Genomic DNA, 26,295 nt, shown 5'->3' on the forward strand with positions numbered 1-26,295 from the left:
TGACAGGCAAATTATGAGCGACGCACCCCTTCCCACATTCACGATCCGCCAGAACGATCTGGCAATCCTAGCTGCCGAAAACCGGATCGGTGACTATCCGGTCGCCGTGCGCACGGCGCGTGAGGTGGTCAGCGGCGGCTTTGCCAATCAGTCGGCGCACCCTAACACCTGGACGGTATACTTTTTGGTCGATGGCCAATGGGCTTTGGTCGAGTCCACGCGCGGGCTGCGGCGGGAATGGTCAAGTCTGGACCGTTTGGAAAAATGGCTGCGCAATTGCGGCTTCCGTTTTTTCTGGGTCCGAAACGACATCGATTTTGTGGAGCCTCTCGGAGAGGAAGCAACAGAGGAAGAGACCGGATAAATCAACTGCCTGCAAACGGTGGGCTTGCGTGACCACACGGTTTTGTGTTCCGATGAAGAACGCCAGATCAAAGCGGCGTTCGCAATCGGCAAGAAAATGAGAAGAAACAAGAAATGACCCCTTTTGCGATAACCGGAATTCAGATGCATGTTGGAGCGTTGCAGTCGAATGTCGACGCGATGTTGCATCGGATCGACATCATGATGGCCCGGTTCCCCTGGACCCAGATGGCGCTGTTCAGCGAACTGGCGCCGCATGGTCCACTCGACCGGTTTGCGCAGCCTTTTCCCAATGATGATCTGTCGCGCTTTCAGGATGCTGCTCGGCGTTATGGGATCTGGCTGATCCCCGGCTCGATGTTCGAAAAGCGCGAAGACGGGCGGATTTTCAACACCTCGGTGGTGATCAATCCTGACGGTGAGATTGTCTCGAAATATTCCAAGATGTTCCCGTTCAAACCTTATGAGCAGGGCATTGCCTCTGGCACGGAATTCTGCATCTTCGACGTGCCGGATGTGGGTCGGTTTGGTCTGTCGATCTGCTATGACATCTGGTTCCCCGAAACTACCCGCCACCTGACCAGCCAGGGGGTCGAGGTTCTGCTACACCCGGTCCTGACCGGCACAACCGACCGTGAGGCCGAGCTGTCGATTGCCAAGGCCACCGCTGCGCAGTTCCAATGTTATGTGTTTGACGTGAACGGTTTGGCCGCCGGGGGCGTGGGCCGCTCGCTGGTCGTTGATCCGTCGGCCACCGTGTTGCACCAGTCTGCAGGGCAAGAAGATATCTTCCCGATCGAGATCGATCTGGATCAGGTGCGCCGACAGCGCGAGGTCGGGCTGAAAGGTCTGGGGCAGGTTCTCAAAAGCTTCCGCGACCGCGAGGCGGAGTTTCCGGTTTATGATCGCACCAGCGGGGCGGACGCCTATCTGCACACGTTGGGTCCGCTGCGCATACCGCAGAAAGGCGACGCTGCGGGCGTCGCTGCATCCGACCCCAGAACGGCGCTGGGATATACCGAAGACGCCGCGACCAAGCCCGACAATCTCTATCTCTACAAAGGGCGCTCTGGCACAGACTGATACCGGGGCAGCTTTTCGGTATCGGCAGAAAGGATAAATTTCATGCACGGCATTTCCGATAGCGAAAAGCTCCACACCATCTCGGATTACTACAGCGCCTCGCAATTGAGGGCCGACCGATGGAGCGCGCTACGGGAAACGGCCGAATCTCTGGATCAGGGCGGTAGCGAAAAAGATCGGGACCGGGCGCGGCAATTGTTGCAGGCGCTGGCCCCGATCGAAGTATATTTTGCGTTTCCGGGCGGTTCTGCATTCGATTATCTGCGCCGGTTGCTGGACCATGGCAATTTTGGCGATTTCTCAACCGCCGTGCGCCGGGTGTCGCGAGCGTTGACCTCGGGCGCGTATCGCCGCCGCTCGATCCCTCTGATCGCGGATGAGGCAGAAGGTGATGAGTTCGAGGATGAAGCAGCCCAAAGCCACGAGGCGCGCGCGCTGGGGCGGCCCTATTTCGAAGTGATGATCGTCGACAACGTCAACGAACATCAGGAACGCTTCCTGCAAACCAGCCTGCAGCGGATGCGCCGCAGCGAAGACCCGTTCATCTATGAGACCGTCGTGGTGTCTAGCGTCGAGGACGCGCTGATCGGAGTTCTGTTTAACCAGAATGTGCAGGCCGTGATCGTGCGCCCCGGTCTGAGTCTCAAATCCAAGAACGAAACCAATGTGTTGGGCCGCTATATCAGCCTATATGGCGAAGGCGCCGATCTCGACGCGCTTTCACCTTCGGAATACGGTCCCGAAACCTGCCGCCGAATAGGTATGCTGCGGCCAGAGTTGGATGCCTACCTGATCACCGATAGATCTGCCGAGGATATTGCGGGGCTTGATCTGGGCCTGTGCCGACGAGTGTTCTATAATCAGGAAGATTTCCTGGAGCTGCATCTAAACATTCTGCGCGGGGTACAGCGCAGGTACAAGACGCCGTTTTTCACGGCACTCAAGGAATACTCCAAACAGCCGACGGGCGTATTCCACGCCATGCCGATCAGCCGCGGCAAATCGATCAGCCGCAGCCATTGGATTCAGGACATGGGCGCGTTTTACGGCTCGAACATCTTTATGGCCGAAACCTCGGCCACGTCGGGCGGTCTGGATTCCCTGTTGGAACCCCGTGGCCCGATCAAAGAGGCGCAAGAGGCCGCCGCGCGGGCGTTCGGGTCAAAACAGACATTCTTTGCAACCAATGGCACCTCGACCTGCAACAAAATCGTGGTGCAGGCATTGGTGCGACCAGGTGACATCGTGCTGGTCGACCGCGACTGCCACAAATCGCACCATTACGGCATGGTTCTGGCAGGCGCGAGCGTGGTCTATATGGACAGCTATCCGCTCCATGATTACTCGATGTATGGCGCGGTGCCGATCCGTGAGATCAAGCACAAACTGCTGACACTGAAGGCCGAGGGCAAGCTCGATCAGGTCCGGATGGTGCTGCTGACCAACTGCACCTTCGACGGCATCGTCTACAACGTCCAGCGTGTGATGCAGGAATGTTTGGCGATCAAGAAAGACCTTGTGTTCCTGTGGGATGAAGCCTGGTTCGGCTATGCCCGTTTCGCGCCCAACACGCGTGTGCGTACAGCGATGCGTTCGGCCAACCTGCTGCGCGAACGGTTCCGCACCCCCGAACATGCAGAAGCTTACGCCGCGCAGCAGGCCGAACTGGAGGGCGCGGATGACGAAACCCTGCTGAACACCCGCCTGATCGCGCCGCCGGATGCGCGGGTGCGGGTCTATGCCACGCAATCGACGCACAAAACGCTGACCGCGCTGAGGCAGGGCTCGATGATCCATGTCAACGACCAGCAATTCAAAGGCGCGGTCGAAGAAGCCTTTCACGAGGCTTACATGACCCATACCTCGACCTCGCCCAACTACCAGATCATTGCATCGCTGGACGTGGGCCGCCGGCAGGTCGAGATCGAAGGATATGAGTTTGTCCAGCGGCAGGTCGAAAGTGCTATGGCGATCCGGCGGGCGGTGACGACGCATCCATTGCTCAAGAAATACTTCCGGCTGGTCACCGCAGGCGACATGATCCCTGAGGAATATCGCGAAAGCGGCATGACCAGCTATTTCGATCCCGATCAGGGTTGGGCAGATGTTTGGGATTGCTGGGCCAAGGACGAGTTTGTTCTGGATGCCACACGCATCACCCTGCATGTGGGCGCGACGGGCTGGGACGGCGATACGTTCAAGACCAAGATCCTGATGGATAAATACGGCATCCAGATCAACAAGACCTCGCGCAATACCGTGCTGTTCATGACCAATATCGGCACCACGCGCAGCTCGGTCGCCTATCTGATCGAAGTGCTGGTCGAGATCGCCAAGGAACTGGACGATCTGATGGACGATGCGTCCAAGATGGAAAAGCGAGCCTTTGAAAAGCGCGTCAGGAACCTGAGCGAACACGTCCCACCGCTGCCAGATTTCAGCCGGTTCCACGATGCGTTCCGCTGCGAAAAAGGTACTGAGGCGGGGGACATACGCACCGCCTTCTTCCTGTCTTACGACGAAGACAATTGCGATTATGTAGAGCCGGACAAAGAGATGCTGGACCGGCTGGAGGCAGGGGAAGAAATGGTCTCAGCCACCTTCGTGATCCCCTATCCGCCGGGCTTTCCGATTCTGGTGCCGGGGCAGGTGATCAGCCCCGAAATCCTAAAATTCATGCAGGAACTGGACGTCTCGGAAATCCACGGATTCCGCGCCGATTTGGGCCTGCGCATTTTTACCGAAGACGCTTTGAAATCAATCAAGAACCCCTAAGAGGTCAGGGAGGACAACTATCATGCCAAAGAAGGTGCTTAAAAACATCTCGGAAATTCGCCGGTATTTCCACACCAATAAAGACCCGATCTATTTTGTATCGGCGACCAATTTCAACCTGTTGGGGCTGGATGAGTGGGTGATGAACTTCACCTACATTTGCTACATGGATTGCTTTGACGGGCGACATCCGAACGTTTTCGTACCTTCTGAAATGCCGCATGACGAATTTCAATCCATCGAGGACATCAACAACTATCTGCTACAGCACAAAGAAGTCATTGATCTGGTCAAACGGCGCGGCGGCAAGCCCAAGTTCGTCTTCCTGATGTTCGATGAAACCACTGAAAAACTAGTCAAGGAACTAGGCGGTCAGCTGTGGTTCCCCAAAGCCAAGCTGCGCACCAAATGCGACAATAAGATCGAAACCGTCCGCATCGGCAACAAGGCGGGTGTGCCCTCGGTGCCCAACACATTGAGCGTGGTCAAAAGCTATGATCACCTGAAAAAGATCTGTGACAAGGCCGGGTTGGGGAACGATCTGGTTCTGCAATCCGCCTTTGGTGACAGCGGCCACACGACGTTTTTCATCAAGTCCGAGGCAGATTTCAACAAGCATAAAGACGAAATCGTCGGCGAAGGCGAGATCAAGATCATGAAGCGGATCGACTGTCGCGGGGCAGCGATCGAAGCCTGTGCCACCTCGGAAGGCACAATCGTCGGCCCGCTGATGACTGAGCTTGTGGGCTTCAACGAACTCACCCCTTATCGCGGCGGCTGGTGCGGGAACGAGATTTTTTCGACCGCTTTCCCGCCCAAGGCCCGCGAACAGGCGCGGCAATTGACCTTCCAGTTCGGGGAAGAACTGCGCAAATCAGGCTATCGCGGGTACTTTGAGCTCGACTTTCTGATCGACAAGAAAACGGATGAGCTGTGGTTGGGTGAGTTGAACCCCCGTATCACCGGCGCCAGTTCGATGACCAACCACGCGGCCTTTGCCCATGCAGATGCACCGCTGTTTCTGTTCCATCTGTTGGAGTTCTCAAAGAAACCCTTTGAGCTCGATGTCGAGGAACTCAATGCGCGCTGGGCGGATCCGGACATGATCGACAGTTGGTCGCAGATGGTGATCAAATACACCGATGACAGTGTCGACCGGATCACGCAGGCCCCACAATCGGGCATCTACAAAATGCTGGAAGATGGCCGGGTGGTGTTCGACCGCTTCGACTATCACCGCCGCGCGGTGGGCGATAATGAAGCCTTCTTCCTGCGCATATCGAACGTCGGGGATTACCGTTATGAAGGCGCTGATCTGGGCATCCTCGTGACGCGCGGGCGGTCGATGACCAAAGGTTTCAAGTTGACGGACAAGTCGAAAAAGTGGATTCACGGCATCACCTCGGCTTATGCCGCCGAACCGCTGCCCGCCGCGCAGCCGATGGAAGACCCCGCTTTCAAAATTATGTAGAAAGCCACATGGCGCTTGTTTTTCGCTCAATCGATGAAGCGCAGCCCGGTCCCAAGCTGGCCGGGCTGTTTGCTGAATACTGGCCTGCCTACCGCAAATGGTGGGCGCAAGAGGGGTATTCGGCCCGCCCCACCTATCGCGAGTGCCTGCGCGCCCTGCAAAAGCACATGCCCGAGATCCTGCCGCTCTATGAAGAGGTCGTCGAACTGGTCGGCGGTAGCGACAGCCAAGCGCGGTTTCTCAGCTTCTATTGCCCGCCGAAATACCTGTCGGGGTGCAGCCAGGCGATCTGGCGCGGCAAGACGCCCATATTGGTGCGCAACTATGACTATCATCCGAAAACGTTCGATGCGGCGCTACTGAAAACACACTGGAACGGGCGCGGTGTGATCGGGATGAGCGACGGTGTTCTGGGACTGCTTGATGGGATCAACGATGCCGGCCTGACGGTCTCGCTCACTTTTGGAGGACGGCGTGAGGTGGGGGACGGCTTCGGCGTTCCGCTGATCCTGCGCTATGTCCTGCAAACTTGCGAAACAACCGCCGAGGCAGTTGACACTCTGTGCCGCATCCCTTGTCACATGAGCTATAACGTCACCATTCTGGATGCGAAGTATGACCACAGCACGGTGTATCTCGCGCCGGATCGACACCCACAGATCTCGGACCAGCCAGTGGCGACCAACCATCAAGGTCATGTCGAATGGTCAACCCATGCACGCTTTACGGCCACCGTTGAGCGCGAACGGTTCCTGCTCAACCGCCTCAACCAGCACCCGGAAAGCGAAAAGCGCTTCATCGATGCGTTCCTGCGCCCACCGCTTTATTCCACCGCGTTCAACTCGGGGTTCGGTACGCTTTATACCGCTGTTTACCGGCCAGCAACGAAGCAACTGCAACTGGTATGGCCAGGGACAAGCTGGGACCTGTCGTTCAGTAACTTCAGCGAAGCAAAGGTCGGTTTGATGTTGCCGAAGGCAGAAGTTGAGGTCCCGTTCTAGCACGGCAGCCTAATGGTTTTGTCAGAAGAACTTGGGTTTAGCGGTAGCAGGGGTGTTGGGTAATTTTTACCCGTGACTTGACCTGCCTCTTTCAAGTACGTCAAAACGGCAATGTCAGATTAAACTCACTTGGTGCGGGTGGGGCGGTTTCGTGGCGTCGGTCCATGACAAAATGCTCCCCATTTCGCTTCCAGAACGAGCCCGGAGATGATCCGCATGGCAGTGATGATGTGCGTTCGGTTGCCACTTTCGTAACGAAGCGTGGAAGACCTACTCCACGAGCGAGGCATTGACGCGAGCCACAAAACCGCGCCCATAGTCTCCGCGCGCATTCCAATCGGCGGCGGCACCGGGTCGAGATCACCATATCAACATCGAACGTCGAGAGCGCAATCGCGAGAGGGTCCGACGACGGTAGACTCTCGGAATTGAACCTTGAGGCGCATCGTATAGTGCTTCAAAGATCGTCACCTCGATCTACCCCGCGAGCGGTCCCAACGGCCGCTCGCAACCGCAAACCAGTCTTTTGTCCATAGAACTCGGACGGCTGTTTCGAGCCCGGAACGCAAATTTTGCTGCGTGCACATTGCCTTTAGGATTGCAGTGCAGCGAGAAGAGCGGTCATCCATGATTGGCGCAACGAAATTTCGTCGGGCAAATTTCAGATCGCGGACTTTGTTAGCATTCGCTGTGGCTTTACCAATGGATGCTGTGCGCAAAAAATTGTTATGATCGTTTCACAGCGACCAAAGCCCCCGCACAGAGGATGATAGCGATCCCGAGCCAAGTATGTGCTTTAGGCCAGTCACCGAACACAAAAAATCCAACAATGACTGCGGCCACAATCTCCAGGTAGACCAGTGGCGCAAGTATCCCCGCAGGCGCAAACCGAAAGGCTGCTATCGAAAGACCGTGTGATAGGCTTTGCAATACTCCTACTGCCGCAAACAAACCAAGGTAAGAAGGAACCCCGCCCAACCCTGACCACAGAGCGAATGGGGTTAGAACGATTGCCCCAAGGAACGCCTGATAGGCCAGAGCGGCCATAGGTGGTGCCTGACGCGCGGCGAGCCGGGTGGCGAGCATATAGAATGCAAACAGGATGCCTGCGAAAACAGCCCAGAGGATATTGGCGTCGAAGTTTTCATCAGGGCGCAAAACAATGATGACACCGATGAAACCGCCAATGACCGCGCAAATTATTGGAAATGTTATGCGTTCAGACAAAACAAAAGGTGCCAAAGCTGCGGCAACGAATGGCGCAACAAAATATGCGGAAATTGCGTTCGCGAGTGGAACCGACCGAATGGAAAAGAAGAAAACGGTCATAGACCCAACCAGCAACAAGGTTCGCGTTGTCTGAGACTTTAACCCCGCTGGCAACAGCGCTTCACGTCCGTGAAGCCTCATCGCGATTGGGACGGCAAAAATGGCAGCGGCAACATAGGTGCCCCAAGCGATGGTAAAGACGGGCAGAACATCCGTCATGTACTTTGCCATGCCATCCCTTAATGGAATGACGAACATCGCGGCGGCCATCAAACAGAGACCAAGCAAGACGTGGTCCACCGGTTGTTGTTTTTTGTCCGTCAAGCTTTCAGCCAATTGTGCAGCCTCGGTTATTTGATGAAATTTCTAAGTGATGCCAGTTAACTGCCCCGCTTGCTGTTGGTAAAGCCGTCATGCATGCAAATCGCAGCATTGGTCGAGGTGGGCTCACTGCCTCCATTCTCTGCGGTGGATTCAGGCAGGTGGTTTGAGCCCAAAGCCGCCTTTGATCACGCTTCGGTCTATCGCGAGCGCGGCAAGTCGCGACCCTCCGCCAATCCCATCATCATCTCGGCAAAGATGCCCTGTTCGTGGCGGCACTCGAACCAGTGGCATTTGCCACTCACCTCCACTGCTTCCAGCAACTGTACAGCGTCTTGTACGGCCCGTATTCCGCTGGGGCGTCGCGCCACCGTAAGCCATTGCGATTGATGATGATAATACCGCTCGACACGCGCTGATCATCGACGCGAGGTTGACCGTGCAACATTGGGAAAAAGGCCTCATGACGCGCCAGTTGCGCGTCCGCTAACCAGAAAAGATCAGACATGTTCACCGCTCGTTCTTCGAACCAGGAACCACGCGGCCAAGCTGAAATCAATAGGTCTTGAACCTAGGTATCGAGGCTATGTCCCCGCTCTTGTGCCTTCGCTGCAAGGTACCTTGTCCACGAATATGAAAAGCGAACATCGCCCGATTGCGGATTCGGATGTAGCCCTACGCGCACTTTTTGCAGAAAAGGATATCCTGATACCCTGCAGGAGGGTACGAAAGCTGTTCGACAAATGGCATCCTAATGACAAAGCCGCAAGACCAAGAACGTCGGGCAAGCTCTGACGTATACGCTCGTGCCGCTGATCATGAGCGAGGTCGACAATTTTCTTATACTCCGAAGTCCCCGATAAGACCGTTAGACTTTCCACTATGGCACCTGAAAAGAAAACGACAAACGCGCATCGCCTGATGCGGCCAGAGTTTGTTGTCGTCACCCGCTAAACCGCAGTTACCTTCAAGCGAACACTTCCTTTGTTGTTGCCATAGAATGACCAAACATCGTTGGCGAAACAGTATAGGTATCCGCTTTTTTGGGGGGTGAAGTTGGTTCCGGCGCCGATCTCAAATGTCTCGTGGGGGAGCAGCGTATGCGTTTTGGGGTCAACGCCAACACCGTTTGCCACAACACCGACAAGGCAAAAATAGGCGAGATCTTCTTCCCTGCGCGCACCACTGACGGATGCTCCTTTCTGTCCGGGCTTCTTGCGCCTCCGCCTCTGAAAAAACTCTGGAATCAGCGTCGCCTTCTGCAGCACCTGACCAGCGCTCCACCGGTCTAACGGTCCCTTAGGAGAGCACTTGATATTGTCGTCCAGCCACTCACCCCATGCCTCAAACTTGTAGTTGCGCCCGGCTTCAAGGTACAAACCAACTGAATTCCATTGCTCTCGTGCGAATATGTCTGCACTAAAACTCCCGGTCGACTGAAATGTATTTTTCGGCCAATAGTGCGGCTGCTCCAAAGGGGGATCATCGACACGTTGGTTGCCAACATTGTGAATATCGGTGCTTGCGACATTGGGAACACTTCTCGGAAGCGTGCGCAATTTTGCAAAGATACCTTTGACTGAGTTATGCAACAAACCCTGATGGTCCGGTTTTATCTGCGCCAATGCGGTGTTTTTGAAAGCCAACCCCTCTGCCTGAGCTTCGGTGATCATCCACTCCAGCGCCGCATCACCCAAGCCATGTTGCGCATAAGAACCTCCGACATCCCCATGAACGCCGGGAAACCAAACTTGCTTCACCCGAGCCGCGTCATACTCGGTCCACAGAGTGGGTGAAAACGTCTGGCGTTTTTCGTCCATGGCGACGGCATGCCGGGCGCATTTCACATTCTTGCCCAGAACAGTGTCGTGAAACCGAAACCTCTTAGGACGGTCAAAAACGTTGATCGTCAGTTCGTCCGGAATACCAAGGGCCCCGACTGTGTCCCAAACACCCAGAAAATCAATGTCCACGTCTTTGTGTCGCTTAAGTTTGTCGACCTCGGCCTGATGTTCTTTTTTGGGCTCCCGGTAGGTGTCATAGACTGTCTGTATGTTTTCCCAGAGGCTCGACTGGTCCACTGCGTCGTCATGAATCAAAATACCGTAGCGACCGATCAAACCCGCTAAGCTTCGCACCGAGAATGCGCCGCGTGAAAAACCGAACAAAAAGACCTTTGAGGTCTCGGGATCATAGTGGTCGCACAACCACTTATAAGCGCTCTTTATGTCATTGCTCAGCCCGACTCCCAACCCACCTCCGATCAGCCGCTTTAGAACGTTCCCCGAAGTACCGACGCCATTGCGATAATAGGCTGTTTGCGGCACACCTTTTTGATCTTGCTCCGCCAGCGCACCGTGCAACTTAAAAACGTTGGTCGGAGCGGGCTGCCCATTGTCTTCCTGATCAGGGGTGTTCCAGGTTCCGTCGCAACAAATGATCAAATTGGCCATTTCAGAGCCCTTTCAGTACAAATTGTTTGTTTTTGATAAATCTCTCCGAGAATTGTTCTCGTATCCTATGCATTCAGTATCGCGCGATATTTTTTTACAGACCACCTTTCACCGATCTATACGCAACTTTAGTCCAGCGAATAAAAAAATAGCCAGGCTCAGGAGCTTGATCCGAAGTAAGTTTGCAACCCAACGGCAGGAAACTCAATTTGCAGTATGGCGCCTAATACGGAAACCAGGTGAACTCCAATCAACAAAAATAAAGTTAGACGGGCCTCCGAAAGAAGGTATCCTGAGACAGTTCTAAACAGGTATTTTTTGATGAGCCAAACGTCCAAAGACGCATTTAGGCGCAATTTTACTGAACCACTCGAGTTCATTTACGGACCGGTTCTTGTTGCGGTGATTTTTGCAATTGCGGTTAATCTCGAGCAGTCCCGTGAGGTGATTTACGCGAGTTCTGAAAACTACGCTCAGATTCGCAAGGCACATGCGAAGTCGGTATTCGCTTGGCCCGTCGCAAAAGAATTTCTGACGTCGGTCATGCGTGTTGCCGTCATTGCAACATTGCCTGCATCCGTTGTGTCTGCTTCGCGTTGGGCGACGCGTGTCGGAGGTTACGGAGAAGAAGGGCAACACCTGCGCTTGGCTAGGTTGGCTGGCGCACTCGCTTGGGGCGGCTACGTTATTGCTCTGATCCGTGTTCTGGGCGAACGAAAGCAAATAGAGGGCCAATATGATTTAATCGCGGAGTTTGTTTTCGCGGTGTTGGTATTTACCTTTTTCATGGCGGTCTACCTAATAGTCGATGCGCGCATGAATCTCCGCTCTCAGGGTCAGCAGCGGGACACAACGATACAGCGCAACTGGCGGCGATCCATCATTGCAATCGCATCGGTTTTCGTGCTGATTAATGTCTTTTTCCCAAGGGCAAGCATCATTCTGGGTCCAGTCGCGACCTCGGCGGGTATGCTGTCGATCATTTCTTATGTCTTCGCCGGTCTTACCGTGTTTTCTGTGCGAAATCAGAGAATTCCCTTTCCTGCCATCTTTATCTTGATTTGGCTGATTGTAGTCGTGTCGGGACAATGGCAGGCACTTTACCCGGCTTTTGCCGCACTCTTGTTTGCTTTGGGGACACTTCTGGGGCTGGCCATTCCAATCCTGCGGGATTTCCGATTTGACATGAGCGATCTTGAATCACCTACGATAATGCAGCGCATACGGCACGCCCTAAAACAAATCTGGTTGAAAATCATCGAGATTGCTAAAGCCTTTTCAGATGCAGTGACCGCGTTTTTTCGACGGTTTTTGGATTTCGGTACCGAAGCGCCAATGGAACGATGGATCGTCGCTATTGCTGTTGCGTCAGTCCTGGTTTCGATCAGTTATAAATTCGTGCCCGACTGCCGAACATACTCCGGTTGCAATCCGGTTGTGGGCAAGGAATCCAGCCAAGACCGCTGGCCCGATCCCGCTACACTCGTCGAACATAATTTCAAGACAGGTGACGATAGATCAGGTGACACTCATCGAAGGATAACTATGGTCGGTGCACAGGGCGGTGGTCTCTACGCGGCCTATCACGCAGCGTACTATTTGGCTCATGTTGCTGACAGCGGCGACGGCGCAGCGGACGACATCTTTGCTGTCAGCAGTGTATCCGGCGGATCTGTCGGAACAGGTATTTTCTGGGCCATCTACAATTCGGGCCTCTGTCAAAGACAAGCGAAGGAAGGTGCGAAGGATTTCGGCGACTGCCACAAAAAAGCGGTCCGACAGATCCTTGGCGAAGACTATTTATCGCCCATGTTCGCAACCTTCTATACGCGCGATTTGGTAGATACCGTTGTTCCGGTATCGGCCCTTGCAACTGTTTTGGGGCTGGGTCCTATTGACCGGGGCGCTGTTTTTGAGGCGCATCTTGTAACCGCGTACCAAAACTGGTTCGACGACCGCAGCCGCGATCTTAAACTGTGTAAGACTACACGGGAATGTCGTGACTTACCCGGTCGCGATCTGCTGTCGATGACTGTGACCGACGCAGGTCGAATGTTCTCCGCATCCCCGATGCCGATATTCAACGCAGTCGATGTTGACCAAGGCGATCTGATAGTGATGTCTCCGTTCAGCAAGTTGCATGATGATCGGCGAGGATACACGACGCTCAGTGGCGATGAAGATGCTAAGTCTGATCTTACGATGGTTCAGGCTATGGTTGCGTCGGCACGGTTTCCGATTATCACGCCGCCTCTACGGTTACCGTACCATAACAATAGTGTTCAACAAATTGCTGATGGCGGGTATTTTGACAACTCGGGAATCGAGTCGATCTGGGATGTCATCGACAACCTGATTGCGAATGAGATTGGCTCGCTGGAAATCCACGTCGTGTTGCTGACGCTCGAGGACGAAGAGGATGACAAACGACCCGCTCTTCACGGCACGCTCGGCTCACCAGTTTCCGCCTTCATGGCCTCATGGCGATCCCGGCAGAGTTTATTGAAATCGCGCTTCGAGAATTTTGCGGGGCGTGACGACGTCCAAGTCGAAGTATGTGAGGCGCGAGTAGACCTGACGGATGATATTGCGGGCAACTTTACGCTTAGCTGGTTTTTAGCAAAAGCTTCTTTGGAGAATATCGAAAAGAAACTGTTGCAACTTGAAGGCAATGCATTTTGTAGCGAATACCTCTAGCTTTCTAGATGACGCAAATGCGTAAGGCACTCTCGGGTACTAATCAGGCAGAGAATAGGTCGGCGTGTCTTTGCAATTGTCGTATCAGCTAAACGGAGTGCGCTTCCTTGGCAGCTTGCTTCGATGTTCAATTCTTCGGTTTTGCACATTTGCGTCGTTCGTCCAGTATCAAATATGCCTAGAATCGCACAACCTCCGGCCTTGGCAAAACTCTGGCTGGGTTTGACAGGTTGTTGTCTGCTTTTTTTGAATTTTGGAAATTCATGCACCGCACAGCATCGTTAAATTAGGCCAAGCATTTGTTCTTGCGGCATCTGAACTGAAGGAACTTCGTCCGGATCTTGACATTGAAGAACAAACGAGACTCCTAATATTCAGCGTTCCCGAATGCTCGGGGCAATGGCGGGATGGATGGCTAAGAGCTGGCCTGCCAATCTAAGAAAGCGAAACCAAATAGGTGATCCAATCAGGCGGTTTCATCCACCTAGTGTAAGCTGGACCAACCTGAGATTTTGCGCGCACGGCGAAAGTCCGGAATCCGGCAGCGACTGCAGCATCGGGTGGCCATGATCAAGGACGGCTCTGGGCCGTATCAATCTGATCCCATTGCCATGTTACCTTCAACGGAAGTCTGGCGTCCAACAACAATTCATCTTCTTCAACATCAATAGCCAAAGACAATTTGAACGTCGTCAGTACGATAGTAAGATTGGGACCGTTCTAAGCAGAAAGCGATCAACGTGTCCCGGCTCAAACTCGAACATCTACAAACATTTCTTGCGGTTGTGCGCTTCGGTAGTGTCAGCAAGGCAGCAGAAGTGCTTAACCTGACCCAGCCTGCGGTGACAACTCGCATCAAATCCTTGGAAGATGGCTTGGGAACGTCGTTGTTCGAACGTGAAAGCGGTGGCATGCGCCTCACCAAGCGTGGCGATATGCTGGTCTACTATGCCGAGCAATTTCAGCACCTTTCAGATCTGGTCGAAGAGCACGTTGTGGATACGAGTGCCGTTGACAGGTTGATCCGCCTTGGCGTGTCCGAGACTATCGCCCAAAGTTGGCTGCCCGAATTTGTCGGCGCATTGCGAGAAAGGTACCCGTCTCTCAAGATCGAAATCAGCGTCGACATTTCATTGAATCTCCGGGATCAGTTACTGGGGCGAGAAATCGATCTGGGTATTCTGCTAGGGCCTGTTTCAGACTACACAGTGGACAATGTAGTTTTACCGGATGTGCCACTGGCCTGGTTCCGGGCGGTGGGTGGAACTGTGGGACAAAACGTCGATCTGGCTAGTATCCCAATCGCGACTTACGCCAAGAATACCCGGCCGTACCGGGAACTGAGGGCCGCACTTTTCGAACGATTCGGTTCTGAAATTTCCTTGTTCCCGTCCTCTTCTTTGTCTTCTTGTTTTCGGATGGTCGAGGCCGGACTATGCGTTGGCGCGCTGCCGATCTCGCTGGCGATGAAGCTGGTGCAAGAGGGAAAGCTGGCCGAATTCGACCCGGGCTGGGTTCCCGAACCTCTTCAATTTTCTGCCTCTTACTTGGGTGATCCGCGCAATCATCTGCTTGAGGCCGCAGCGGGCATCGCCAGGGAAATTGCACTTCAACAACCATAAATGAATTTTATGTAGAAGGCAAAAATAATACAATTTGATTTTATGCCTCGGTCGCACGAACGTATTCCAAATGAGGGAGGCGTTGTGATGAGCGATCTGTTTGAGCCACTAAAATCTGCGACAACAGCGTCTGTGCGCGCGCAGATCCGGTCGCAGGCCTATCGCGGCCACACCGCCGGTTTGGGCGGAAATACCCTGCAGGCCAATCTGGCGATTTTGCCCGCGCCTTACGCGTTGGATTTCATGCGCTACTGCCAGCGAAATCCAAAACCCTGCCCAATTGTTGGCGTGTCCGACACAGGCAATCCGAAAATGGATACCTTGGGCAGTGATATCGATATCCGAACCGACGCTCCGGCCTACTACATCTATCGCGATGGCATCCACACTGACACGGTTCATGATCTCAGGAACCTGTGGCGCGATAATTTTGTAGCTTTTGCTTTGGGGTGCTCGTTTACCTTCGAACATGCATTGCAACAGGCCAAGGTACCGCTCTGGCACATCGAAAACGACCGTACTGTGCCGATGTTCGCGACCAATATTCAAACGATAAAATCTGGTCCATTCGAGGGGCCAATGGTTGTCAGTATGCGTGCGATCCCTGATGCCAGGGTGGACGAGGTTGTCGAAATTTCTCGCAAGTTTCCTTTGGCACACGGCAGTCCGGTGCATTGGGGCGATCCGGCGATCATTGGTATCGCCGATGTTAGCAGTCCGGATTGGGGCGATCCGGCTCCGATCCCAGACGGAACCACACCAATGTTCTGGGCTTGTGGTGTCACACCGCAGGCTGCGATCAAGAATGCCAAACCTTCAATCGCGATCACGCACAAGCCGGGTCACATGCTGATCACCGACATCGCTGATGATGCCGAAACACCCATCTACCAATCAAAATAATGCAACAGGAGAGAAACAAGATGAAGAAACTCGCAACAACACTCGGCGCGCTCGCTGTTTCAGCGACCGCTGCCATTGCCGACAATCCCGTGGTTCTGAACGCCGTTGGAACTTGGTCCAGCCTGACGAATTACCAGAAACACGAAGAGCCTTTCTTCAACCAGCGGCTCAACGAGGCATCAGGTGGAGAAATAGTCGGAAAGATCCAATCGCAATCCGGTTTGGGGCTAAAGGGCTTCGAAATCATGCGCATGGTCAAGAACGGCGTCTTTGATTTTGCATTTGGGTTGCCTGGCTATGTCGCCGCCGAAAATGCGATCTTCGAGGGTGCCGATTTGTCTACCCTGACACAGGATATCGACACTCAGAGAAAGGTGGCCGACGCTTATTTTGACACACTGTCCGCGGCGTTTGAAGAAATCTACAATGCCAAGCTTCTGATGCTGTACCCGTTCCCAAGCCAAACCTTGTGGTGCAACGCTGAAGTGAACGGAATTGCCGATCTGGAAGGCAAGAAAATCCGTGTCTATTCAACGACCTTGGGTGACTTCGTCGAAGGGGTCGGGGGCACATCCGTGACCGTCGCCTTTTCCGAGGTTATCCCGGCACTGGAGAAAGGTGTCGTCGACTGCGCGATCACGGGGACGATGTCAGCCTATACGGCCAAGTGGAACCAGGTCGCCACCCATGCTTATACCTTACGTGTCGGTTGGGGCCTGGCATTCGGAGCCATGAACCTGGACAAATGGAACAGCCTGTCGCCCGAACAACAGGCACTCTTGGAAACCGAACTCGCGGTTCTGACGGACTCCATGTGGGCTGAGACGGCAACCGAAGATGATATTGCAATTTCCTGCATCACCGGCGGCACATGTGAGATCGGAGAAGCCGGATCCATGATGCTCGTCGAGCCCACGGCAGACGATTTGACCGCACGGGACAAGATCGCGACCGATGTCGTGCTGGCCCGTTGGGCGGAACGCTGCGGCGCCGATTGTGCTGCAAACTGGAATGAAACCGTTGGCCCGATCCTTGGCCTGAAAGCCGAAGCCAAGTAATCCGGCCTATTCAGTGGGGCGGTCGAACTCCCGCCGCCCCACCACAAAACATCAGGTAATCAAAATGTTAGACAAGCTCTTAGGCGGCGCGCAAAGGCTGAGCCTTTGGATGACGTGGCTGGGTGGTACACTGATTGTGTTATCGGCCTTCCTTATCACTCTCGAAGTTTTTCTGCGTAAAGTTTTCAACATCTCTCTGGGCGGGGCGGACGAAATCTCGGGCTATGCCTTCGGTGTGGCAACCGCGTTGGCGCTGTCTTTTGCGCTGTTTGAACGCGCTCATATCCGAGTTGACGCCCTGCTTGGAGCAATTCCCAAAGCGCTGCACCCGTTTATCAACCTGTTTGGCCTCTTGCTTCTGACGGGATTTGCGTTGGTCATCGTTGTGATGGTGTGCGGAATGGTGGCCGATACGCTGGCTAACGGTTCCCGGTCAATCACACCGATGCGCGTTCCGCTGGCCATTCCCCAGATACCGTGGCTCTTGGGTTGGATGTTCTTTGTCGGCTCAGGCGTTCTGATCGCTCTGGCCGCGATCAGACAGTACTTCCGAGGCGATCTGGCCGCAGTACAGGACTTGATCGGCGTGAAATCCCTGGACGAACAAATAGAAGACGAGACGGTATAGACCAATGCTGATCAAGACACTCCTGATCCTTCTTGCTCTCATCGGTTTGGCCGTTCCTATTGCCGCCTCGTTGGGTTGGCTGGGCCTGATCCTGCAATGGACCGACAGCCCGATGCCGTTGCACCGCGCAATATCGGATATGGCATGGCAGACCAGCACGGACTTTCTGCTGGTGGCAATCCCGATGTTCGTAATGATGGGAGAGATCCTTTTGCGTGCTGGCATCACCGAACGGATGTACGACGGTATCGTCAAATGGCTTGGATGGTTGCCGGGTGGGTTGATGCATTCCAACATCGGATCCTCGGCTCTGTTCGCGGCCACGTCTGGGTCATCCGTAGCCACAGCCGCAACCATCGGAACGGTGGCTGTGCCGCAGATCAAAAAACGGGGTTACAACGAACGGCTGTTTCTTGGCACGGTGGCTGCCGGAGGAACGCTCGGCATTCTCATCCCGCCTTCGATCAACCTGATCCTGTATGGTTTGTTGACCAATACGTCGGTGCCGGAACTGTATCTGGCGGGCTTTCTACCCGGATTTCTGCTGGCACTGTTGTTCATGGCAACCGTCGTTGTGGCATGCATGATCAAGCCGGAATGGGGTGGCGACCAATTACGCCACAGCTGGGCAGAGCGGCTTGCTGCACTTCCCGCACTGATCCCCCCTCTTGGCATCTTCATGGTGGTCGTCGGCTCGATTTACGCAGGTCTGGCGACGCCGACCGAAGCCGCAGCATTGGGCGTTGTTGCCTCGATGGCGCTTGCGGCAATCAACGGCAAGATGTCGATGGAAACCATGCGTCACGCGATCGAAGGCACGATGCGCACGACCGCCATGATCATGCTGATCATCATCGCTGCGGTGTTCCTGAACTTTGTCCTTTCAATCATTGGACTGACCCAGGCTTTGACCGATTTTGTCACAGGGCTGGGCTGGAGCCCAATGCAAACCATGTTGATGATCGTCGCGGTGCTGATCCTCATCGGCTGCTTCATGGAGACGCTTTCGATGCTGTTAACTATGGCACCGCTGGTCACTCCGATCGTCGTGGCGCTCGGCTTTGATCCAGTGTGGTTCGGCATCTTGTTGATGGTACTTCTGGAAACCGCTCTGATCACGCCGCCCATTGGGATCAACCTTTATGTGGTGCAAGGGATCAGGAAAGCAGGACCTATGATGGATGTGATCCGCGGCGCATTGCCATTTGTTGTTACCATGTTCGTCATGCTCGGGCTTCTTTTGGTTTTTCCGAAGCTCGCAACCTGGTTGCCTTCACTGGTGTACTAAACCGTCAAGGCACCTTTCCCCTTCATGAAATTCAATGCCGGTTTGGCCGGCAAACAGAGGAGTTATGTCCATGTGGCAGTTTTGGGTTGATCGTGGTGGCACGTTCACCGACATCGTTGCACGCAAGCCGGATGGGAATTTGCTGACACATAAATTGCTGTCCGAAAATCCCGAACGCTATGCTGACGCTGCCGTACAAGGTGTTCGTGAATTGCTGGGTCTGGAAAGCGATCAGGACATCCCAAAAGGGTCAATTCGTGCGGTAAAGATGGGAACCACAGTTGCGACCAACGCGCTGCTGGAACGCAAAGGCGACCGGACCATTTTATTCATAACCAAGGGGCTGCGTGATCTTCTGCGGATCGGATATCAGAACCGACCGCGCCTGTTCGATCTGAACATCCAACTTCCCGAGCTTTTGTACGAAGACGTAGTCGAAGTCGAGGAACGTGTCGCGGCGGATGGCGAGGTCGTAACACAGCTGGATATCGACAAAACGAAAACCGCGTTGGAAAAGGCCTATTCGGACGGGTACCGATCCGTCGCTGTCGCGTTGATGCACAGCTTTCAGCATCCCAATCATGAAAAACTGATTGGTGAGCTGGCGCGTGCTGTTGGGTTTCCACAAATCTCGCTTAGCCACGAGGTGAGCCCGCTGATCAAACTGGTGGGCCGCGGAGACACCGCAGTTGTAGACGCTTACCTGTCTCCCATTCTTCGCCGATATGTAGAGCAGGTAGCGACTGCCTTAGGTGCGGATGAGGGCGGCTGCGATCAACTGATGTTCATGCAATCCAACGGAGGATTGACCAACGCGGATCTGTTCCAGGGTCGTGATGCCATCTTGTCCGGGCCGGCGGGCGGTGTCGTCGGGATGGTGCGCACCGCTGCCGACCATGGCTTTGACAAACTGATTGGTTTCGACATGGGCGGTACGTCTACGGATGTGTGCCACTATGCCGGTGAATATGAACGGTCCTTTGAAACCGAAGTTGCAGGCGTCCGGATGCGTGCGCCGATGATGTCGATCCATACGGTCGCCGCAGGTGGCGGTTCCATCCTCTCCTTTCGCGATGGCAGGATGCAGGTCGGGCCGGAGAGTGCTGGCGCCAACCCCGGACCTGCTGCCTATAGACGCGGTGGCCCGCTAACCGTCACCGACTGCAATGTTTTGCTTGGCAAACTGCAGCCCAAGCATTTTCCGTCGGTCTTCGGCCACGAAGGCAACGAACCGTTGGATAAGGAAATCGTGCGCAGAAAATTTGAAGCTCTGGCGGCTAAAATGGGTACGGATAAGTCGATTGAAGAACTTGCCCAAGGGTTCTTGCGCATCGCTGTTGAGAACATGGCAAATGCGATCAAGAAAATCAGTGTGCAACGCGGTTACGACGTTACCAAATACACCATGAACTGCTTTGGGGGTGCCGGGGGACAGCACGCCTGTTTGGTCGCCGACGCGTTGGGGATGGAACGGATTTTCATTCACCCTTATGCGGGCGTGTTGTCGGCCTTTGGAATGGGTTTGGCGGACATCACGGCGATCCAGGAACACCAGTTCCAGTCCTCTATTCTGGATACAGAGGCACAGAATATCTGTGATGCTCTGGCGCAGTCCGCTACGGCTGAGGTTGCAGCGCAGGGTGTGGCAGAGGTCGATATTTCGATCTCAGCAACTGCCCATATCCGCCCCGCGGACGCTCAGCAAAGTCTGTCGGTGCCGTTTTCCGACCCGGGTACGATGCGCGACGCATTTGTCGTGGCGCACAAGCAGCGCTTTGGATTCGCGCCGGATACCAGCGATCTGATCATCGAGATGCTGGTGGCAGAGGCAATCGGAAAGACGGGTGAGCAGGTCACCTTGCCCGACAAAATCGCGGCCGGGGCCACTCAGACCCCGGTGACGCTTTATAGCAGTGGGCGACACCAACAGGTTCCCCTTATCGATCGGACGCAGCTTGGTGTTGGCCAATCGATCAAAGGCCCGGCGATCTTGACCGAACCCACCGGAACAAATGTCGTTGAAGACGGCTGGACTGCCACCTGTCTGAGCGGTGGCAACCTGGTCCTGACGCGTGAAACACCGCTGAAACGGATTGAGGCGGTCGGCACAAATGTCGATCCGGTCATGCTGGAAGTATTTAACAACCTGTTCATGTCTATCGCCGAACAGATGGGGGCAACGCTCGCGAATACGGCGTATTCTGTGAATATCAAAGAACGATACGACTTTTCCTGTGCGATATTTGACCAAAACGGTGATCTGGTCGCCAACGCACCGCATGTGCCTGTGCACTTGGGCTCGATGTCGGAAAGTGTTCGTACGATCCTGCGCCAAAACAAGGGCAAGATCCGTCCTGGCGACGTGTTCATGATGAATAACCCCTATAATGGCGGCACCCACCTTCCCGACGTTACTGTCATCACCCCGGTTTTTGATGAAGCAGGTGAGAAAATTGTCTTCACCGTCGCCTCGCGCGGCCATCACGCTGATATCGGAGGTAAAACCCCTGGGTCGGCTCCGCCCGATAGTTGCCACATTGAAGAAGAAGGCGTGTTGATCGACAATTTCTTGTTGGTCGATCAGGGTAAATTGCGAGACGGCGCGGCGCGCGACCTGTTGGGTTCAGGGCGTTACCCGTGTCGCAATGTCGATCAGAACATGGCGGATCTTGCGGCACAGATTGCAGCGAACGAGACCGGCGCAGCCGAACTGCGCAAAATATCGGCGCAGTTTGGTCTCCCGACAGTCCACGCCTATATGGGGCACGTGCAGGATAACGCTGAGGAAAGCGTGCGACAGGTTCTCGACGTCCTGCGAGATTGCGGCTTTTCCTACCCATTGGATGGAGGGGCAAAAATCGAGGTTGCAATTTCGGTAGACAGGGCATCCCGAACCGCCACTATCGATTTTTCGGGCACATCCGGTCAATCGCCCCTCAACTACAATGCACCGTTGGCAATTTGCCGTGCCGTTGTCTTGTACGTGTTCCGAACGTTGGTCGGCAGCGACATTCCGATGAACGAAGGCTGTATGAAACCTTTGAATCTGATTGTTCCAGCGGGCACGATGATCAATCCCAACGCACCCGCGGCCGTCATTTCCGGCAATACAGAAGTCTCGCAAGCCATTGCGGACACCCTCTATGGCGCACTTGGGGTTGTCGCTGGTAGCCAGGGCACGATGAACAATTTTGTCTACGGAAATGCCTCCTACCAAAACTATGAAACTATCTGCGGTGGAACCGGAGCTGGCAAAGGCTTTAACGGCACGAGCGCGGTACACAGCCATATGACAAACACCCGCATGACGGACCCGGAGGTTTTGGAAAGTCGGTTTCCCGTGCGTCTGGAAGAGTTCTCAATTCGCTCCGGTTCTGGTGGAAACGGTCAATTTCAAGGCGGCGATGGTATTCGCAGGCGATTGCGCTTCTTGGAAGAGACGACTGTTACGGTTCTGTCATCTCACAGGGAGACGCAACCACACGGTGCCTCTGGCGGATATGCAGGTGCAACTGGGCAGAATGCTGTCGTCCGAAGCGGCGGGTTAGTCCAAGAGCTTAGCGGTAACGACCAGTCAGTGCTGTTTCCAGAAGACGTTTTCGTAATGGAGACACCAGGCGGTGGTGGGTTCGGCCAACCAAACAAAACGGTCTAAATTGGAGACATACGACGAAGGAAAGGTTTTCGTATTACTAGGATGCCTTTGGCTTGCCTGAGATATGGCGAAAACGCTTTCTTTCGCGACGAAAAAAACAGCTGAGGCCAGCTTTGCCCCGTGGTGCTGGCCTTCTGCGGATCAGCTATCATATTGTCGTGAACGACCGCTGTGACGTTTGCAACTTTTGCGAGCGCGGCTTCGAGTCCAAGCTTACCTGTCCGCCCTTTCGCGCCCCCAAAAAAGTTCCAAAACCGTCTCCTTTCAATCGGATACAGCGTTTACGACCTGCCTCAGGCGGAGAGGCACATCTTGTTGCTGTCCAGATCCCTGACATAGGCCGAGAAGCGCGGTCCACGTCGGTTGGATTCGCCTTCGCTTTTACCACCAAGCTCGATGGCCAATGCGTGCAGCCCTTCGACCTCTTCAGCCGACCCAAGCTGAAGCCGACCATGGTTCCGTTTCCATTGGTGGCGGGGTCTTCGTCGAACGGGATGGCAACTGCGAAAGCAAAATCAGGTCCGAGCCAATATGTCATTCTGCCGGTGGGCGAGACGCGCTCCACGCCTGTTTGGCCAAATAGCTGGTCATAAAAGTGCGTTGCGGCGCCCATGTCGTTGGTACCGACGACGAAGTAGTTCATTTGCATGGTGCGATGTCCGTTGCGAAAGCGCTGAGTGTTGAGAGCGTCACTGATCGGTCAGTCTGAAAAACTCGATCAGCTGACCGTTGGGATCGGTGATCTTGAGCAAGTGGATGCCCGGCTCTTCGATCAATTCAAGCGCGGTCACACCGGCGATAGTGGCGCGGGTGTGCAAGACTTCCAGATCGGCGGATTGCAGGTAGGGAACCGCGCCCGAACCTGCCTCGGACCCCGGTGCGTACTTGCCCCGTGACACGATTGCGAACCAGCCGCCAGCGACGTTAAACGCCACGAATTCAGGTAGCCCGATTGTCGGTTCACTGTCGAACAGGGCGCGGTAGAAGGCCTCAGACTCCTCCATGTTGTCGGTCGGCACATAGGCGCCCATGGCCATGATCGGCGCGGTTCCCGGCTGCTCCGCCGACTCCGCAACGAGCGCTGTTGGCAGAACCGCAGCGAGGGTTAGAGCAATGAAACGTCTCAAATTCTGGTCTCCGTTTTTTGGATGTCTTTCCGACTTCTACCGCGCCTATGCTGACAGCGTGTTGTCAGCATAGTGTCAGTATGATCTGTTTCATCGAAAGGAGAACCCATGAGGCGCGGCGACAGGCTATTTGAAGTCATCGAGATCCTGAGGCGTGCCAAAAGCCCGATCTCAGCGCAGACCATTGGTGAAGAATTGGGCGTGACCAAGCGCACGGTGTATCGCGATATTGCTGCGCTGATGGGGCAGGGCGTGCCAATCAATGGCGAGGCCGGGGTCGGCTATGTGTTAGAGCCCGGCTTTCATATGCCACCGCTGATGCTGACCCCGGACGAGATCGAGGCCGTTATGCTTGGCGTGCTGTGGGTCCAGACCCGAGGCGAACCCGAGCTTGCGCTGGCGGCTGAGAAGCTGATCACCAAGCTGGAAGCTGTCGCACCTGAAAAGTACCGGACGTCGTTTCTTCAACCGGCCGTCAGCGTCGCGCCCGTCGTTCAGCCGGATGAAGTACTCGGTGCCGCGGTCATTCGTCTGGCCATTCGGCGTCGCAAGAAGATAGCCCTGAAATATTCGAACAGCTCAGGCCAAAAAACCCGCCGTGTGATCTGGCCCATATTTCTGGGCTATCGGGACACCGACCGCATCATCGCCGCATGGTGCGAGATGCGAGAAGACTTTCGTTACTTTCGGACGGAACGGATCATTGGGGCGGAGGTCCTCGAAGACAGTATTCCGCGGCGTATGGACCTGCTTCGCGCAGAGTGGCGCGATGCAACGGATGCAGAACGTAAGCGCTATGAAGAGGGGGCATAGACGGGGGTCGCCGAAGGACCGCTTTGGGGAAGCTGCAGCGCGGTGGAGCGCTGCTTAAGCGACGGCAGGTTTGCGCCGCTCAACATCATACGGGCAAATGGATAACAGGGTGGACTAGATGCTCACTACAAATATTGAACAGAATTCAATTTGACCTGTAGGGTTTAAGTTCGACTTTGCACAATAAAGATACTCTTCCGAGGCCGAAGCAAGAGGGATTGCCATGAAAATAGCTGCTGTCACTGGCGCTGCGGGGGGAATGGGACGCGCCATTTGCCGCCAGTTATGCGCGGATGGGATGCATGTAGTTGGGTTAGACCTCAACGCAGATGGTCTGGACGAAATGGCCATGGAACTCGATTCTAGCTTCACGGCGATATGTGTTGATCTCACACGGCCGGAAGCCATTTCTCAGACATTTGCGGATATCAGGACGGCGCGCGGTGGGCTGGATGCTTTGGTCAATAACGCAGGTACCTGTTTCATGTCAGATTTTCCAAACATCCCTGCCGAAGAATTCGATAAACAGATGGCGATAAATTTTTCCTCTGCATTTCACTGCTGCCAGCACGCGGTGCCAATGATGCTCGAACGTGAAGGCGTAAAAAAGATCGTCAACATATCATCAAACGGTGCGTACAATTTTGATGTCTTCGATCCTCCGCACTACCGGGCATCCAAGGCGGCGATGGATACTTTGACCAAGGACCTCGCCCGGCGTTATGCGCGAGACAAAGTTTGCGTGAACTCGCTGGCCCCCGCCATGACCGAGACACCGCTTTTTGGCGTCCTCACTGACGACGTCTTGCAAAAAGCCATTGATGCTATGCCACATGGCCAAGCGATGCAGCCCGAACAAATCGCATCCTGGGTCAGCTTCCTTATTTCCCCGGTAGGTGACGTTTCCAGCGGAAATGTGATTATCCTCAATCAAGGGCGCGACGTGCGATAGGTCTCTGCTGCGAGGAGTGCTCAGCGAATTTGAGGCGGAGTCGCTTTCGTGATCAGCGATAGATTTCTGGTGCTTTTTTCAGTTCAGGCCATTGCTCTGGACAATGCCCATAAATCACGAAGGCATCCCGCTGGGATGCCAGACGCATGAGCCGGTCTGCACTTGCAATCGCGGCCTGCTCATCCCAGGACCCCGCAAACTTCTCGTCAATCTCAGCGGGCCGGGAGATTGCATCGCTCGTCAGCAAGAATGCACCCGATGGAAGATCAACCATCATGGCAATCTGACCTGGCGCGTGTCCGGGGGCTGCCAGCACTGTAAGACCAGGACCGATTTCAACATCGTCTTGAACCTCAAGATAGTCCCGATCGGGCCATTCCAAAGGTTGTACATCGCCCCAATAGAGCGGTCGCGGCAAGGCCCGTTCGATGGCCGATATTAGGATCGGTGAGTCCGGAAAATCACCCAAGCCACCAACATGGTCAATATGAGTATGTGTACAAATCTGCAATGAGACGCCTGCAGGCTTGATCCCCAGTTTGGCGAGTTGTGCTTGAGGCAGGTTGTCAGGTCCACAGATCAAAACCTCACCAAACTCAAACAACCGGTCTTCTTTCACTGCGGCGTCAGTGTCGGTCGCGTATTTTGCGGGAAAGCCGGTATCGATCAGGATCACCTCGCCGGAATCTGTGCGGATCACAAACCCGCAAATTCCGATGATCCTCCCATCGGAATGGACCTTGAACAGGCCATAGTCCAACACGGCCAGATCAATTGGTCGTCCTTTGACAAACCCCTCTGCTTGCACGCACTCTC

18 protein-coding genes and 1 pseudogene are annotated in these 26,295 nt (G+C 54.7%); 14 read left to right on the top strand and 5 right to left on the bottom strand.

Annotated features, from left to right (window positions below; genetic code table 11):
• The first annotated feature begins 13 nt into the window (after window positions 1-13).
• From ACR0JA_RS16980 to ACR0JA_RS17000, 5 genes are all read left to right on the top strand, one after another.
• Window positions 14-364: a hypothetical protein gene (locus tag ACR0JA_RS16980; RefSeq protein ID WP_480577479.1), complete on the top strand. Its 351-nt coding sequence runs from the start codon at window positions 14-16 to the stop codon at window positions 362-364.
• Between the two features lie 113 nt (window positions 365-477).
• The gene (locus ACR0JA_RS16985) at window positions 478-1,446 is read left to right on the top strand and encodes a carbon-nitrogen hydrolase family protein (RefSeq protein WP_480577482.1); all 969 of its coding nucleotides are present in this window, start codon (window positions 478-480) and stop codon (window positions 1,444-1,446) included.
• A 42-nt stretch (window positions 1,447-1,488) separates the two neighbouring features.
• On the top strand, window positions 1,489-4,221 hold the full coding sequence (locus tag ACR0JA_RS16990; protein ID WP_480577485.1) for an aminotransferase class I/II-fold pyridoxal phosphate-dependent enzyme: 2,733 nt from the start codon (window positions 1,489-1,491) through the stop codon (window positions 4,219-4,221).
• Window positions 4,222-4,243: 22 nt separating this feature from the next.
• Window positions 4,244-5,692 (top strand): biotin carboxylase, encoded by a 1,449-nt coding sequence (locus ACR0JA_RS16995; protein WP_480577488.1) that lies wholly within the window; start codon window positions 4,244-4,246, stop codon window positions 5,690-5,692.
• 8 nt (window positions 5,693-5,700) lie between these two features.
• Window positions 5,701-6,693 carry a C45 family autoproteolytic acyltransferase/hydolase gene (locus tag ACR0JA_RS17000; protein WP_480577491.1) on the top strand — a complete coding sequence of 331 codons (993 nt, stop codon included), beginning with the start codon at window positions 5,701-5,703 and terminating at the stop codon, window positions 6,691-6,693.
• Window positions 6,694-7,419: 726 nt separating this feature from the next.
• Here ACR0JA_RS17000 and ACR0JA_RS17005 read toward each other — a convergent pair.
• The 3 genes and pseudogenes from ACR0JA_RS17005 to ACR0JA_RS17015 form a co-directional block, all read right to left on the bottom strand.
• On the bottom strand, window positions 7,420-8,262 hold the full coding sequence (locus ACR0JA_RS17005; protein ID WP_480577838.1) for a DMT family transporter: 843 nt from the start codon (window positions 8,260-8,262) through the stop codon (window positions 7,420-7,422).
• A gap of 328 nt (window positions 8,263-8,590) precedes the next feature.
• Window positions 8,591-8,791, bottom strand: a pseudogene (locus ACR0JA_RS17010) (transposase); the annotation flags it as partial.
• A gap of 442 nt (window positions 8,792-9,233) precedes the next feature.
• Complete coding sequence (locus tag ACR0JA_RS17015) at window positions 9,234-10,736, bottom strand: DUF2235 domain-containing protein (RefSeq protein WP_480577494.1); 1,503 nt, start codon at window positions 10,734-10,736, stop codon at window positions 9,234-9,236.
• A gap of 321 nt (window positions 10,737-11,057) precedes the next feature.
• On the opposite strand from ACR0JA_RS17015, the gene ACR0JA_RS17020 reads away from it, so the two are divergent.
• The 7 genes from ACR0JA_RS17020 (at window position 11,058) to ACR0JA_RS17050 (ending at window position 22,587) form a co-directional block, all read left to right on the top strand.
• Complete coding sequence (locus tag ACR0JA_RS17020; RefSeq protein WP_480577497.1) at window positions 11,058-13,433, top strand: patatin-like phospholipase family protein; 2,376 nt, start codon at window positions 11,058-11,060, stop codon at window positions 13,431-13,433.
• Between the two features lie 740 nt (window positions 13,434-14,173).
• Window positions 14,174-15,055 carry a LysR family transcriptional regulator gene (locus ACR0JA_RS17025; RefSeq protein ID WP_480577500.1) on the top strand — a complete coding sequence of 294 codons (882 nt, stop codon included), beginning with the start codon at window positions 14,174-14,176 and terminating at the stop codon, window positions 15,053-15,055.
• A gap of 87 nt (window positions 15,056-15,142) precedes the next feature.
• Window positions 15,143-15,958, top strand: a complete 816-nt coding sequence (locus ACR0JA_RS17030) for a putative hydro-lyase (protein WP_480577503.1) — start codon at window positions 15,143-15,145, stop codon at window positions 15,956-15,958.
• A gap of 20 nt (window positions 15,959-15,978) precedes the next feature.
• Entirely contained in the window at window positions 15,979-17,016 is a 1,038-nt protein-coding gene (locus tag ACR0JA_RS17035) for a TRAP transporter substrate-binding protein (RefSeq protein WP_480577506.1), read from the top strand.
• Window positions 17,017-17,080: 64 nt separating this feature from the next.
• Complete coding sequence (locus ACR0JA_RS17040; protein ID WP_480577509.1) at window positions 17,081-17,644, top strand: TRAP transporter small permease subunit; 564 nt, start codon at window positions 17,081-17,083, stop codon at window positions 17,642-17,644.
• Between the two features lie 4 nt (window positions 17,645-17,648).
• The gene (locus tag ACR0JA_RS17045) at window positions 17,649-18,932 is read left to right on the top strand and encodes a TRAP transporter large permease (RefSeq protein WP_480577512.1); all 1,284 of its coding nucleotides are present in this window, start codon (window positions 17,649-17,651) and stop codon (window positions 18,930-18,932) included.
• Between the two features lie 70 nt (window positions 18,933-19,002).
• Entirely contained in the window at window positions 19,003-22,587 is a 3,585-nt protein-coding gene (locus ACR0JA_RS17050; protein WP_480577515.1) for a hydantoinase B/oxoprolinase family protein, read from the top strand.
• A gap of 689 nt (window positions 22,588-23,276) precedes the next feature.
• Here ACR0JA_RS17050 and ACR0JA_RS17055 read toward each other — a convergent pair.
• Window positions 23,277-23,714 (bottom strand): VOC family protein, encoded by a 438-nt coding sequence (locus ACR0JA_RS17055; RefSeq protein ID WP_480577519.1) that lies wholly within the window; start codon window positions 23,712-23,714, stop codon window positions 23,277-23,279.
• Window positions 23,715-23,822: 108 nt separating this feature from the next.
• On the opposite strand from ACR0JA_RS17055, the gene ACR0JA_RS17060 reads away from it, so the two are divergent.
• Together ACR0JA_RS17060 and ACR0JA_RS17065 are read left to right on the top strand one after the other, a co-directional pair.
• The gene (locus tag ACR0JA_RS17060; RefSeq protein WP_480577522.1) at window positions 23,823-24,527 is read left to right on the top strand and encodes a helix-turn-helix transcriptional regulator; all 705 of its coding nucleotides are present in this window, start codon (window positions 23,823-23,825) and stop codon (window positions 24,525-24,527) included.
• A 223-nt stretch (window positions 24,528-24,750) separates the two neighbouring features.
• Window positions 24,751-25,479 carry an SDR family NAD(P)-dependent oxidoreductase gene (locus tag ACR0JA_RS17065; protein ID WP_480577524.1) on the top strand — a complete coding sequence of 243 codons (729 nt, stop codon included), beginning with the start codon at window positions 24,751-24,753 and terminating at the stop codon, window positions 25,477-25,479.
• A 52-nt stretch (window positions 25,480-25,531) separates the two neighbouring features.
• Here ACR0JA_RS17065 and ACR0JA_RS17070 read toward each other — a convergent pair whose 3' ends face one another.
• The gene (locus ACR0JA_RS17070; protein WP_480577527.1) at window positions 25,532-26,287 is read right to left on the bottom strand and encodes an N-acyl homoserine lactonase family protein; all 756 of its coding nucleotides are present in this window, start codon (window positions 26,285-26,287) and stop codon (window positions 25,532-25,534) included.
• Window positions 26,288-26,295 lie beyond the last annotated feature (8 nt).

The organism is Ruegeria sp. AM4 (assembly GCF_056540665.1).

What these genes read in the sequence shown, in the direction of transcription:
- ACR0JA_RS17060 (WP_480577522.1), top strand. Translation starts at nt 23,823, where the DNA reads ATGAGGCGCGGCGACAGGCTATTTGAAGTCATCGAGATCCTGAGGCGT.
- ACR0JA_RS17020 (WP_480577497.1), top strand. Translation starts at nt 11,058, where the DNA reads ATGAGCCAAACGTCCAAAGACGCATTTAGGCGCAATTTTACTGAACCA.
- ACR0JA_RS17030 (WP_480577503.1), top strand. Translation starts at nt 15,143, where the DNA reads ATGAGCGATCTGTTTGAGCCACTAAAATCTGCGACAACAGCGTCTGTG.
- ACR0JA_RS17035 (WP_480577506.1), top strand. Translation starts at nt 15,979, where the DNA reads ATGAAGAAACTCGCAACAACACTCGGCGCGCTCGCTGTTTCAGCGACC.
- ACR0JA_RS17065 (WP_480577524.1), top strand. Translation starts at nt 24,751, where the DNA reads ATGAAAATAGCTGCTGTCACTGGCGCTGCGGGGGGAATGGGACGCGCC.
- ACR0JA_RS17015 (WP_480577494.1), bottom strand. Translation starts at nt 10,736, where the DNA reads ATGGCCAATTTGATCATTTGTTGCGACGGAACCTGGAACACCCCTGAT.
- ACR0JA_RS16980 (WP_480577479.1), top strand. Translation starts at nt 14, where the DNA reads ATGAGCGACGCACCCCTTCCCACATTCACGATCCGCCAGAACGATCTG.
- ACR0JA_RS16990 (WP_480577485.1), top strand. Translation starts at nt 1,489, where the DNA reads ATGCACGGCATTTCCGATAGCGAAAAGCTCCACACCATCTCGGATTAC.
- ACR0JA_RS17045 (WP_480577512.1), top strand. Translation starts at nt 17,649, where the DNA reads ATGCTGATCAAGACACTCCTGATCCTTCTTGCTCTCATCGGTTTGGCC.
- ACR0JA_RS16995 (WP_480577488.1), top strand. Translation starts at nt 4,244, where the DNA reads ATGCCAAAGAAGGTGCTTAAAAACATCTCGGAAATTCGCCGGTATTTC.
- ACR0JA_RS17050 (WP_480577515.1), top strand. Translation starts at nt 19,003, where the DNA reads ATGTGGCAGTTTTGGGTTGATCGTGGTGGCACGTTCACCGACATCGTT.
- ACR0JA_RS17000 (WP_480577491.1), top strand. Translation starts at nt 5,701, where the DNA reads ATGGCGCTTGTTTTTCGCTCAATCGATGAAGCGCAGCCCGGTCCCAAG.
- ACR0JA_RS16985 (WP_480577482.1), top strand. Translation starts at nt 478, where the DNA reads ATGACCCCTTTTGCGATAACCGGAATTCAGATGCATGTTGGAGCGTTG.
- ACR0JA_RS17040 (WP_480577509.1), top strand. Translation starts at nt 17,081, where the DNA reads ATGTTAGACAAGCTCTTAGGCGGCGCGCAAAGGCTGAGCCTTTGGATG.